The organism is Pleomorphomonas sp. JP5 (assembly GCF_023721815.1).
In the GTDB taxonomy this organism is placed as follows: Bacteria; Pseudomonadota; Alphaproteobacteria; order Rhizobiales; family Pleomorphomonadaceae; genus Pleomorphomonas.
Genome location: NZ_JAMDLI010000007.1, coordinates 169,141 through 181,449, shown reverse-complemented (window position 1 = coordinate 181,449; position 12,309 = coordinate 169,141). Strand labels below are relative to the sequence as shown.

The window sequence follows — 12,309 nt, the reverse complement described above, 5'->3', positions numbered from 1 at the left end:
AACAGGGCGGCTTGTCGCCGACAATACTTTTGTCTGCCGGCCGGCTTAACCGATATTTATCGCAATGGCCGATAATCTATCCTTGGAGTGGCCTTGATCAGCCTCAACCAAAACTTGCAAGGGTGGCTGATGCGAATTCGGCTTGTTGTGGTGCTCGTTATCTCTCTCTGCCTCGCACCATTCCTGGTGGAGCAGATCTTTGTGGCTCACAGGGAGAGGGCGGAATCGCTGGTGCAGATGGAGCACAGCATGCGCACCTCCCTGGAGCGCGTCCAGGACATGCTGCTCGAAAGCCAGGCCGATGCGGAGAACGTGGCGTCCAGCATCTCCATCAGCAACTCATTTCAGAACACCTCTCCGGAGCAATGCTCCAAGCGGCTTGCCAGTCTGAAGAGCCTCTATACGAGCATCGACCACCTTTCCATTTTGACGCCGAAGGCGATCGTCTATTGCTCGTCCGCCGCCGATGTGCCCGGCATCCAGGTGAAAAGCTCGAGCAAGCTGTTCAAGAGCGTCCACAACAACGGCACCTATTGGGGGGACCCACAGGTCAGCCATATCACTCAAAATCTGGTCATCCCGTCCGTCACGGCCATTCGCAACAACCTCGACGTCGACTATCTTGTCGTCGCCTCGCTGAAGGCGGAGACCGTTCTCAACAAGGCCCTGAGCCTTTTCGACGTTACTCTGGCCGAGGCGGCGCTCATCAGCACCGAGGGCGGCAACCTCATCTCGTTGCTCCTGTCGACCGGAGAGCCGGTCATCGGTGGCGAGCTTGTCCGGAAAAGCCTGAACGGCTATCTCGACGTCCGGCAGGAAAACCTGAGGGACGACAGGCCCTACTACGTCGGTACGCTGAAGCTGCCGATGAACAATGCCAGGTTCCTGGTGCTTTCCTCGCTCAAGGAAGCCAACGATCGCGCCTGGCAAAGGCTGAGGACGGTGGTCCTGACCTCGGTCGCCGAAACGGTGGTGCTCGCCGCCATCATGATGCTGCTGGCCGAGTTCTTCTTCATCCGGAATCTGCGCCGGATCGGCGCTCTGGCGGGCGAGATCACCGCCGGCAAGCAGGGGCAGCGGATCTCCATCCGCTCGCCCATCGCCGACTTCAACCGGCTGACGGCGGCGCTCAACCTCATGGTCGACACGCTCGAGGATACCAGCCTGCATGACGCGCTGACCGGCATCGCCAACCGCAGGGCGCTCGACGGTCATCTCGGCGAGTGCGACCGGCTGCTCGCCGAGGGCAAGGGGCCGATGGCGGTGGCCATGGTCGATATCGACAATTTCAAGCTGTTCAACGACCGCTACGGCCACGCGGCGGGCGACAGGACGCTGCGCAGCGTCGGGCAGACCCTGAAGCGGTTCGGCAAGCGCCAGGGCGAGATGGTCGCCCGCTATGGCGGCGAGGAGTTCACGCTGGTGGTCGGCGATAGCGATCCCGATCAGCTCCGGGCGCATCTCGACGCCTTCCGGCGGGCGGTCGAGGAGCTGAACATCCCGCACAGGGACTCGCCGCATGGCCGGGTCACGGTGAGCGTCGGCTATGCCGTGGCCTTGCCGGGAACCTCCATGCAGCAGGCGATCGAACGCGCCGACGAGGCGCTCTACCGTTCCAAGGACGGCGGGCGAAACCGGGTCAGCGGAGAAGAGCAACTCTGCCCGGCCTGATGGGCCGGATACGACAAAGCGCCCGAACCGGTCAGGTTTCGAGCGCTCAACGTCGTGTGGTCAGTCAGCTTTGCCTCAGAGGCCGATGGTCCGCTGGAAGGCGCGACTGTCGAGGTAACGCTCGCGCGCCTCGAGGTCGTAGCGGTCGGTGGCTTGGTTGAGGTAGTCCATGTCGCGCTCGGCCTGGGTGGGGGCGCGAAGGAGCTGGGCGGTACGCTTGAGAGCGTTGAACATTTTGTCTTCCTTTCCAGACCGGCATATTCCGGTCTCTTTTTCTTTTCTCTCTGACACCCTCCATATAGGCGCAAAACCGCCTGCGACCTAATCGCAAGTTCTGAAAGCCGCCTTCAGATTTTCTATAAGTGAAAGTTCGGAGGTCGGCGTCTCATGCCGCCGTTTGCATGGCCAGCCAGCGGCCGGGCGTCATGCCGAAGGCGGCGCGGAAGTGGCGGGTGAAGTGGGCTTGGTCGGCAAAGCCGGCATCGAGGGCGGCATCGGCGAGGCGGGTTCCCAGAGCGATCAGCCGCTTGGCGCGGTCGAGCCGGCGCATGACCTGAAAGCGGTGCGGGCTGGTGCCGGTGAGGCGGCGGAACTGGCGGGCCAACTCGTAGCGGTCGAGGCCGGTCACGGCCTCCAGCGTCTCCGAGCGGACGGTCTCCAGGGCGTGGGCTTCGAGATAGTCGCGGGCGCGCCGTACGGCCGCCTCGGCGGTGGCCGACGATTGCCGCCGCATCGTCCCCGCCTGCCGGGCGAGACCAGCGGCGACCCGCATCAACACGTCGTCCATCTGGAGGTCGCCGGGTTCGCCATTCAAGTCGGCGAGGATGTCGGCCAGCGCCTGCCAGAGGCCGGCATCCTGCACCACCGGATCGGCGACGAAGGGCAGGGCGCCGGGTGAGGCTTGGGTGGCGGCGATCATCTCCGGCGGCAGGTAGATCATGCGGTAGATGAGGCCGGCCTCGTCGCCGGCCGCGCCGTCGTGCACCTCGTCGGGGTGCAGCACGATGACGTTGCCGGGGCGGCTGAACCGTTCGATCCCGCGATAGCGGAAGGTCTGCACGCCGTGCAGCGTCAGCCCGAGCGCATAGGTGTCGTGGCGGTGCGGCGAGAAGCCGTTGCCGTGAAAGCGCGCCTCCAGCCGCTCGACGCCGCCATCGTCGATGGAAACCCGCAGGCGATCGCTGAACAGCCCGCACGAACGTTCAAGACCGGCGGCGGTGCCGGGCGCTAAAGCGTCGGCTCTTTCGACCCCTCGCACGGAGTTTGCCGGCATGTTCGACACCAAGATCGTCCTCGTCGTCCGCGATGACCTCGCCACCTGGCAGAAGCTCAACGTCACCGCCTTCCTGACGAGCGGCATCGTCGCGCAAACGCCAACGATTATCGGCGAAGCCTACCGGGACGCGGCGGGCCATGTCTACAACCCGATGTCCATCCAGCCGATGGTGGTGCTGGTGGCCGACCAGGAAACGCTGCGCACCATCCACAAGCGGTCGCTGGATCGCGGCGTGACGACGTCGACCTATGTCGAGGAAATGTTCGCCACCGGCCACGACGCCGCCAACCGCGAGGTGTTCGCGACGTTCTCGCCGGAGGACGCGAGGCTGGTGGGGCTGGCGCTGCGGGCGGAGAAGAAGCTGGCCGACAAGATCACCAAGGGGGCGAAGATGCACCCGTGAGGGGAGCGCTTCATCAATAAGTTGTAGCCGTCACTGGCGCATGTTTCGAGCCTCACCATATGGTGAGCGGTGACAGTCAGGCATGCGCCAGAGGTATCGATGTATGAGAAGGACCCGTCCGGCTTCCATGAAGCCTTGGGTTTAGCGCGGTCCGCCGCACTGGAACACATCCGGGCTCCTCATCGCAACTTCGACTATGCGCCTTCGGGTGATGAGCCCGAGCAAGGCTCTGCCGGCCAACTCACCAAGGCTCCGGAGTTTTCCGATGGGCAGGAAACTGGCTCCAAGCGATCCCTTGGCGAAAAAATCATCGATGGCATTGGGTTCGGGCTGATTTACGGAATACTGAACGCCTTGTTTCCCAATTAGTGACTCGGCAACAGGCTGTGATGGCGCGCTGTTCGCGCAGCGTGCATAACAAGGCTGTTACAATCTGCTGGGCGTTTCCGAGGCGTAGATGGACCATAGCGACCCTTTCGGACTTTACCGCGCCCTCGATTTGACGCCGGCAGCCACGACCGAAGAGCTCAAGCGGGCTGTCAGATATCCCTTTTTCGTGCGTTCGGGGGACGAGTCCGACAAGCCGTTCGAGGAAGCTCTTCGCTTGGTTCCCATGGCCTATGACATCCTGAACGATCCGGCCCGCAAGGCCAATTACGACTGGTTCGCCCGCAACCCGCCCGAGGCGGACGGCGAAACCGACTGGGCTGACAAGTTCGATCTCAGGTCCATCGTCGACGGTCCGACCCATTGTTCCAGTTGCGGACGAGTGACGCCTTTGCCGCGCCATGTCCAGATCTCCGAGGTCACGAGATCGTTCAACGCTTACGCCCGCACGACACAGGAAGAAGGGCTGCTTTGCGCCGACTGCGCCAAGACCTTTACGCGGAAAAGCGCGCTCACGACGCTGTTTTTCGGCTTCCTGTCGAAGGGGGGACCTTACAAGGCCACCTGGAGCTGGTTGAAAAACGGCCAGCGCGGGCATCATCTCAAGGCGACCGACGAGCGATTGGCCTTGCACAACGCCCGTGCCTATCTGGAGCGGCGCGACGTCAAGCTGGCCTACGCCCTGGCCAGGATTGCCGCGAAGTCCAGGGATGAGGATGTTGCCGGTCAGTCGGCGGCGATCATGCGGGAAATCGAGGCGGCAGGGGGCGATTACTGGAACTACAAGTTGCCGGACCCCTGGGTCGTGCCGGCAGGCGAAAGGGCCGTCTATGCCATCCTGCCGTTCGCCATTGTGACGGCCTTTATCGCTTTCATCTACGGCTACGCTGCGCGGCAGAATGAGCGTGCCTTTCGTCCGGTCGAGGTAAACGGCGTCTCCATCCCGGTGTGCAGGGAACTGCCGCGAAATGGCGACATCCTGACGCGCCAGAGGCCCGGCGGCGGGGAGATTACCCTCAGGATCTGGAACAAGACCAACCAGAACGCCATCCTGAAGATCAGGGACGGTCAGTCAGGGACGGTGTTGGCCTCTGTTTTTGTTGCGTACCAGAACAGCTATGATTTCGAGGCTTTCACGGGGCGGGGCTATAGACTGCAATATGCCCTTGGCGACAGGTTGGACGCTTCTTGCAAGGAGATCATTGATCCGGATTGGGAAGCGGAGTTTCGAAAGATGGACGCGGAGTCATTTTATATTGAATATGGAAACAGGAATATTGACGCTTATCAGATAGAATATGGCAGCCACCGTGTTGGCCGTAGAATAACAAGCACGGAGTTCGACAAGCCCTGAGGCGGCTGGGACGGATGCCGGTGGGCAGTCTGCCGTCGTCTCGGTCGGTAAAGGGTTCTCTTTCCGAAATCACAGCCAACACTTCGGCGCAGTAACGAGATCGCAGCCCAACGGCCGGAGTTCCCAAAGGGCGATCCACCTGCAGGCGAGTTTCCGAGACCTGGATGAAAACGCACGACCCCTTTGGATACTATCGCCTGTTGGGCCTGCCTACGTGGGCTCCGATAAAGAGGATCAGGGAGGCCAGTCATAGCCCCCACTACATTCCCTCGGGCGATGAATCCGACAAGGCGTTCGCCGAGGCGTTTCGCCGAACGACCGAGGCCCACGAGGTTCTCAGCGATCCGGTGCGCCGGGCCAATTACGACTGGTTTGCCCGCAACCCGCCCGCTGAAGCCATCGAGCCCGACGGCTCGGTCCGCTACGATCTCAGCCTCATTCCCGACGGGCCGCTCCACTGCTTGCGGTGCGGCAAGGTCACGCTTCAGCCGCGTTACGTCACGCTCTCTCATGTCGTGGGGGGCGATTACGAGGACAGGATCGTCGATAAGACCGAGCTGCTTTGCGTGGCCTGCGCCGGGGTCGGAGGGCGGCTCAAGGCGGTTGCCTGGATGGCGGATGCTCTGCTCATGCCTTTTCTGGGGGTAAACAGTGCAGGTGCACGCCGCCGGTTTGGTTACTTTTTCTATGCGCTCTTCAAGGTCGTGCTCGGCAGAAAGCATGACCGGTTCACCGACGAAAAGCTGATCTTGCACAACGCCGGGGCCCTTCTGGCGCAAGGCGACAAGAAGACGGCCTATGGCCTGGCGAAACTTGTCCAGAAATCCCGGGACAAGGAGATCGCCGGAGCGGCGGCCGAGATCCTTCGCGCCATCTCGACCGCTGGCGGCTATTATCCGGGCTATGCGCTCAAGGATGATTGGGCGCGGTCGGACCGCAGGAAGCTGCTTTATCGGCTGATGGCAATCGCCGTGCCGGTGCTGATCGTCGCCCTTATGTATGCCAGCGACGTGCGAAGGGCCGCGCGTGAGCGTGAGGCCCTTGCAGCGAGGGGCGAGGCTACGTTCTGCGAGTATCCGCCAGAGACGAGCACTATTCTGACGCGCCGGGCGAGCGCGCAGGGTGACCTCACCTTGCGGATCAGGAACGCAACCGGCCGCAAGGCCATCGTCAAGGTCAGAGACCGGAACTCGGCGCTTGTCGCCACGCTCTTCCTGAGGGGAGAGGACAGCATCGACCTCTCGGGTTTGCCGGGCGGCAACTACCGTATCCAGTTTGCCACGGGTGTCACACTCGACCCGACCTGCAAGGCCCTATTGGATGCCAGCGCGATTTTCGAGCTGAACCCCTACAACAAGCGGGTCATCTCGTCCTTTTCCACCGGCCGGGAAATCATCGGCTATGACCTTGAGACCGATATCCCCACCCATCGCCGGCTGTCTCAGGCGGAGTTCGAGCGAGGCGATTAGTCGGTCACCGCATATGAAGTCACGCCAAGGTGCCTTCTGCTTGGTACAACGTCTTGCCATTTGGCGTGATACGCCTATATTCATGTCAAATGACAGGGCGGACCGTGATGCTGCAACCCATCGAAGCCACGCCGATCGAGCGGGCTGAAAGCACCGCCATCACCGACGCGGAAGCGGCGGCGTTGGCGCGGGCGACGGTCAACCTTTTCAGGGCTTGGAAGCTGACGGACGTCGAGGCGACGACGCTTCTAGGTGGCATGTCGGCGCGCACATGGGCGCGCTGGAAGGACGGCAGCATCGGGCGGATCGACCGCGATCTCCGCATGCGGATGGCGCATCTGATGGGCATCCACAAGGGCTTGCGCTACCTCTTCAAGGAGCCGGCGCGCGGCTATGAATGGGTGCGAAAGCCCAACGATACCTTCGATGGTCGGTCGGCGCTGGACCTGATGCTGCGCGGCGAGCTGTCGGATCTTCAGGACATGCGCGCCTATCTCGACGCCGAGCGGGGCGCGTGATGACCGGCGTGACGGGGGTGGTCCGGCGGCGGGTGGCGTGGCCGAGGACCTACCGCATCATCCGCTCGATCCATCCGCCGATCGACCTGTTCGAGGATATCGCCGACCCGCGCGACTGGGAGGCGCTCGCCGCCGTCGAGGAGAAGACCAATCCGCGTGTACACGGTGTGATCGGCGATCTTGCCAAGGTGCCGAAACACCGGCGCGTCGGCGGCGCCGGCGCCAGCTATCTGATGGCCCCTTTCGTCCATTGCTCGCCGCTTCGCCCCGGCCGCTTCACCGACGGCAGCTATGGCCTCTATTACGCCGGCGACAGCGAAGACGTGGCGATCGCCGAGACCATCCACCACCATCAGCGCTTCATGGCGGCGACGCGCGAAGCGCCGGGCTGGACCTCGGATTTCCGCGTGCTGGTGGGGGCGGTCGATGCCGACCTCGACGACGTCGGCGCCGTGCCGGGCGCGCTCGACCCCGACGACTACACCGCCTCGCAGGCTCTGGGCCGCGCGTTGCGCGCCGCCGGCAGCGACGGCGTGGTCTACCCGAGCGTGCGGCGGGCCGGCGGTTGGTGCATCGGCATCTTCTGGCCGGATGTGATCCCCATCCCGGTGCAGGGCGCCCACTACTGCTACCACTGGAACGGCGCACGGGTGGATTTCGTCAAGCGCTACGAGGCGGACGGAGCGAACGCGGTGTTCGAGGTGGTTTAGAGCGCTGTTCGATCTGACTGAATCAGATCGGCGCTCCAAGATTTTGTTCCTGAAGCATCATCTTGTCGATCCTCGTTTCACTCCGGTCGGATGATGCTCTAAACTCGTTCTTCGCAACTTTCGCTATATGATCGCGGTTCTCGCCAGAAGGAAGTCTTGGGGGGCGACGGTCGCCCGATCCCGTGCTGGTGGGCATGAAGATCCGGAGTGTCGACGGGGTGCGGCTGTGTCCTTGATGTCTGTTCTGAGCCGCAATGCCTGGCTCGTCGTGTTTCTGGTCCTGTCGCCCGGCTCGGCCTCGGCCATGGCGTCGGAGTTCTACGATAACGACATAACCTATTATGGCAACGACAACTGGACTGTCGCGGTCAATCTGGCGCGCAAGTCGTGCTACATGTCCAATCTTTATGAGCACAGGTTTAGGGTTCTGCTTGGAACGGATCGCAGCGGCGGCGAGACGTCCTACGATTTCCTGTTCATCGACACGTCATGGACGTATGAGGCGGGCAAGACGTATGAGGTGATCACCAAGTTTGGCGAGCATCCTGCTTGGGCGAGTGACGGCATTGGCCTGAGTGACTATTATTCGGGTGGGATAGCCGTTGAGCATGTCAAGGCGGAAGCGGTGGAGGAGTTTGTTGCCGCGCCATCTTTCACTTTGGAGATCGCTGACCGCGACTATGGCAGCTTCAGCTTGGGTAAGGCCCGGAATGCATTCGCCAAGATGGTCGAGTGCAGCCAAGGCATTGAGACCGGACGCATTTCGCTGGTGTCGGTTGCCAAGGGGTACGGGGCAGATGTCCCCTGGCGGTCGCCGCCGACACCACCGGTGGTTTCCTCGCCCGATCCGACACCGAAGGAGGACGAAGGCAAACGCGGTGATGTTCTGACCGGCGGCGCAGAGGATGGCTCGTCCTTTGGAAACGGCAAGGAATCCATCCCGGCATCCACCGCGCTCGGCGAAGACTATTACGCCAGTGACAGGATATACGCCAAGGAGGGCAACTGGTGGGTTTGGGTCACGCGAGCCCGAAAATCCTGTTCCATGGCTGCCACCTTTGCGGGCGACGCCGAAATCACGGTCGGTGGCGACCATCGTGGTGGCAAGCTGGCTTACTTCTTTCTGTTCTCCAAGGCGTCATGGGACTACGAGCAGGGGAAAGACTATGAGGTGACCGTCGAATACGATGGACACAGCACGTGGGCTGGCGATGGGGTCGGCGTGGTGCACACAGGGCAGAATGGTGTTGCTCTCGAGGGTGTCCATGCGGAGGCCGTCGATGAGTTCGCCGCTGCGAGGACTCTCGGCCTGAAGATCGGCAGTCGCGAACACGGCGTGTTCGACATCAGCGGCAGCCGGGCGGGCATTGCCAAGTTGCGCGAGTGCATGGCGGCGGTGGATGACGGGCGCATTTCACTGGAGGCAGGCGTCCTCGGCGGTGGGCCGGACTTCCTGTCTCCGCCGACGCCCGCTCCGACCCCGAAAGAGGACGAAGCCCGGCCCAATGATGCGCCACGCGGCAGGGGCAAGGGCGGACCGGTGCCCGGCAAGGGCAAGGAGCCCGTCGTGGTGAGCGGTTCCGGCTTCTTCGTCGACAAGGCCGGCTACCTGCTGACCAACGCCCATGTGGTCGAGGGCTGCGGCACCGCCAGGCTGCGGTTCGAAGGGCGCACCGAGCCAGCCATTATCGTCGCGCGGGAGAGAGACCATGACCTCGCTCTCCTGAAAATGCGCGGGCGAAGCCCCGCCTTCGCGACGTTCCGTGGCGGGCCGTCGATCCGCCTGGGCGAATCCGTGGTCGTGTTCGGCTATCCCCTTTCGGGCTACCTGTCGAAAAGCGGCAACCTCTCGACCGGTCTCGTGGCCTCGCTGGCAGGTGTCGAGGACAACGAGGCGGAGATGCAGATTTCGGCCCCCGTTCAGAGTGGCAACAGTGGCGGTCCGGTGGTCGACCAGTCGGGCCATGTCGTCGGCGTCGTCGTCGCCAAGTCGAACACGACGACCGTCGACGACGACTATGTCGAGGTGATCCAGAACGCCAACTTCGCCATCAAGGCCGACGTGGCCAAGGCTTTCCTCGATGACAGGGGCGTCGCTTACGAAACCGAAGCGCCAGGCGAGGAGCTGAAGACGCCGGACGTGGCGGATATCGCGCGCGCCTTCAGCGCCCAGGTGATCTGCGAGTTGAGCGAGTAGGGCCGGCTTCCGCCTCTTGTGCCTTGCGGGCAGTTCCTGTTGAACTTGCCATTCGTCAAATCGCGGGTGTGTCATGGCCGTCTGTTTCCTTCCCTCCCCAGGGCAACTCCAGCAAGGGTTGGGGCGCCTCTGGCGTCGGGCGCTGCGCGGATACGGCGCGGCGCGGCGCTTCGTCTGGCTCCCGGCTCTTCTGGCGCTGGTGTGTGGGCCGGCTCTCGCTCTCGATGCCGACTATTACAAGACCCGCAGCACCGCCTTTGCCGAGGGCGACCACTGGAAGGTCACCGTCAACCTCGCCCGCAAGTCCTGCCTGTTGACGATGGACTACCTGGATGACTCGGTGGTCAAGGTGGGCGGCGACAACACGGGCGACCGGCCGAGCTATTTCTTCCTCTACGGCAACCCCCACCTGACCTTCGAGGCGGGCGAGGACTTCGAGGTGGTGGTCGACTACGGCGGCGACAGCGCCTGGTCGGGCGAGGGTGTCGGCGTGGTGGGGGAGGGCCTGAGCGGTGTCGCCGTCGAGCGCGTCAAGGCTGCCTTCCTCGACGACTTCGCCGCCGCCGAGGCGCTCGATCTGACGATCGACGGGCTCGATTATGGCGCGTTCGCGCTGACCGATGGGCGGACGGGCGTCGCCAGGTTGCGCGAGTGCTTCCAGTCCATCGACGACGTCCGCAAATCGGTGGAGGAGCTCAACCGGGCGCTCGAGGGCGACGACAGCAGGCCGACCGCCCGCCCTGACGACGGCGCCGAGGACGTCACCTATTCCACCGGCACGGGCTTTTTCGTCAACGGCGACGGCTATCTCCTCACCAACGCCCATGTCGTGGAAGGCTGCGGGGCGGCGGAGGTCCGGCGCGACGGCGGCGTGCTGGAGCCGGCGACCATCGTGGCGCGGGACGAGGCGGGCGATCTCGCCCTTCTGAGGATCGAGGAGGACAATCTGCCCTTCGGCGCCTTCCGCGGAGCGCCTCCGATCCGCCTCGGCGACACCGTCGTGGTGTTCGGCTATCCCCTGACCGACTACCTGTCGAAGACCGGCAACCTCGCCACCGGCCTCGTCGCCTCGCTGGCCGGCGCCGGCGACGACGAAACGCAGATGCAGATCTCGGCGCCGGTGCAGAGCGGCAACAGCGGCGGCGCGGTGGTCGACCAGTCGGGCCGCATCGTCGGCATCGTCGTCGCCAAGTCGAACATCCAGAGCTATGAAGACGACGACGACATCGAGGTGATCCAGAACGTCAACTTCGCCATCAAGGCCGGCGAGGCGCGGGATTTCCTCGACGCGCACAAGGTCCGCTACACCGTGGAGCCGCCGGGCGAGGAGATGAAGACCCCCGACGTGGCCGAGATCGCCCGCAAGTTCAGCGCCCAGGTGGTGTGCGAGGTGAGGAAATGACCGCGTCGCCGGGTCTGTTGGCTCGGCTGCGTGTGCTTACAGGGTTGGCGTCATCGCCGAGGGTGAGAACATGACGCCGTCTCCTGTTGCCGCCGCTCTCGCCCATGTCCGCGACCGGTCGCAGGGCGGACCGCTGCCCGGGCCTGCGACCGTCACCATCAACTTCCACCCGGATGCGCTCCACGATGGGCGGTGGGTGATCGAGGCGCTGGCGGAGGAGGGCGTCTATCGCTCGCAGTTCGAGACCGGCATCAGCAACGGCGGGCTGACGGCTCATCCGGGCGGCGAGCGCTGGCTGTGGGAGCAGGATATTTTCGGCGGCGCCTATGATGTGGCCGACCCGGCGATGCGGCCGAAATATGGGGCGCTCAACTACCTTCAGCGGGCCGTGGGCGGCTCGCCGCGCTTCGGCTCGGCCCATCTGAGGCTGCGGCCTCATGTGCTGGAGCGGACCACCTTCTGCTACCCCGACAGTTGCTACAGCCCGGCCCATTTCGGCGTTGCCGACCGCATGGGGCTGGTGGCGCTGGCCGACGAGCGGCGGGCGTCGACGGACGTGCTCGACGACTATGTCGAGGCGCACGTCCACGGGCCGCTCACCCTCGGCAAGGACGTCGAGGCGCTGGTGCTCGACGCCAGCTATCGCGGCACGGAGATCGAGGCCGTCGCCGGAACGCTCGCCTGCCCGGTGGAGTGGCACCCCGGCTTTCGCATGCCGGCGGCGCGATTGGCCGATTGCGCCGCCTATCGCGGCCAGGCGTTCGCCGACCTCGCGGCGTCACTGATGACCGACGGCATCCTGACCCCACGAGCCATCGGCCTCGCCCGCCGCGATGGCCGCGCCGACTGGCAGTCGCTGAAGCGCGTCTGGCATTGCGTGGCGCGGTTCGGCAGCCCGGCGGAGTAGGGGATCTCCGCCGAG

The 12,309-nt window shown here is 63.9% G+C and carries 12 protein-coding genes; 10 read left to right on the top strand and 2 right to left on the bottom strand.

What is annotated here, in order from left to right; translation table 11 throughout:
• Positions 1-249: 249 nt before the first annotated feature.
• A complete protein-coding gene (locus M4J40_RS07825; protein WP_251753441.1) occupies positions 250-1,671 on the top strand; it encodes a diguanylate cyclase domain-containing protein in 1,422 nt (473 codons plus the stop codon).
• A 75-nt stretch (positions 1,672-1,746) separates the two neighbouring features.
• Here the strand turns inward: M4J40_RS07825 and M4J40_RS07820 are convergent, their stop codons facing one another.
• Together M4J40_RS07820 and M4J40_RS07815 are read right to left on the bottom strand one after the other, a co-directional pair.
• The gene (locus M4J40_RS07820; protein ID WP_251730029.1) at positions 1,747-1,905 is read right to left on the bottom strand and encodes a DUF3563 domain-containing protein; all 159 of its coding nucleotides are present in this window, start codon (positions 1,903-1,905) and stop codon (positions 1,747-1,749) included.
• Between the two features lie 151 nt (positions 1,906-2,056).
• On the bottom strand, positions 2,057-2,944 hold the full coding sequence (locus tag M4J40_RS07815; protein ID WP_251753439.1) for an AraC family transcriptional regulator: 888 nt from the start codon (positions 2,942-2,944) through the stop codon (positions 2,057-2,059).
• On the opposite strand from M4J40_RS07815, the gene M4J40_RS07810 reads away from it, so the two are divergent.
• From M4J40_RS07810 to M4J40_RS07770, 9 genes are all read left to right on the top strand, one after another.
• A complete protein-coding gene (locus M4J40_RS07810; RefSeq protein ID WP_251753437.1) occupies positions 2,943-3,350 on the top strand; it encodes a DUF2000 family protein in 408 nt (135 codons plus the stop codon). The genes M4J40_RS07815 and M4J40_RS07810 overlap by 2 nt on opposite strands.
• Positions 3,351-3,449: 99 nt before the next feature.
• Positions 3,450-3,719, top strand: coding sequence for a hypothetical protein (locus M4J40_RS07805; RefSeq protein WP_251753435.1), 270 nt, complete (start codon positions 3,450-3,452; stop codon positions 3,717-3,719).
• Positions 3,720-4,128: 409 nt separating this feature from the next.
• Positions 4,129-5,091: a hypothetical protein gene (locus M4J40_RS07800; protein ID WP_251753433.1), complete on the top strand. Its 963-nt coding sequence runs from the start codon at positions 4,129-4,131 to the stop codon at positions 5,089-5,091.
• A gap of 164 nt (positions 5,092-5,255) precedes the next feature.
• Positions 5,256-6,560 (top strand): J domain-containing protein, encoded by a 1,305-nt coding sequence (locus M4J40_RS07795; protein WP_251753432.1) that lies wholly within the window; start codon positions 5,256-5,258, stop codon positions 6,558-6,560.
• A 104-nt stretch (positions 6,561-6,664) separates the two neighbouring features.
• Positions 6,665-7,078 (top strand): MbcA/ParS/Xre antitoxin family protein, encoded by a 414-nt coding sequence (locus tag M4J40_RS07790; protein ID WP_405030726.1) that lies wholly within the window; start codon positions 6,665-6,667, stop codon positions 7,076-7,078.
• Positions 7,078-7,788 (top strand): RES family NAD+ phosphorylase, encoded by a 711-nt coding sequence (locus M4J40_RS07785; RefSeq protein WP_257235149.1) that lies wholly within the window; start codon positions 7,078-7,080, stop codon positions 7,786-7,788. The genes M4J40_RS07790 and M4J40_RS07785 overlap by 1 nt, the downstream gene beginning before the upstream one ends.
• Before the next feature lie 235 nt (positions 7,789-8,023).
• Positions 8,024-9,985, top strand: coding sequence for a S1C family serine protease (locus M4J40_RS07780; protein WP_251753429.1), 1,962 nt, complete (start codon positions 8,024-8,026; stop codon positions 9,983-9,985).
• A 73-nt stretch (positions 9,986-10,058) separates the two neighbouring features.
• Complete coding sequence (locus tag M4J40_RS07775) at positions 10,059-11,387, top strand: S1C family serine protease (protein ID WP_251753428.1); 1,329 nt, start codon at positions 10,059-10,061, stop codon at positions 11,385-11,387.
• A 70-nt stretch (positions 11,388-11,457) separates the two neighbouring features.
• A complete protein-coding gene (locus M4J40_RS07770; protein ID WP_251753427.1) occupies positions 11,458-12,294 on the top strand; it encodes a DUF3626 domain-containing protein in 837 nt (278 codons plus the stop codon).
• Positions 12,295-12,309: the final 15 nt, after the last annotated feature.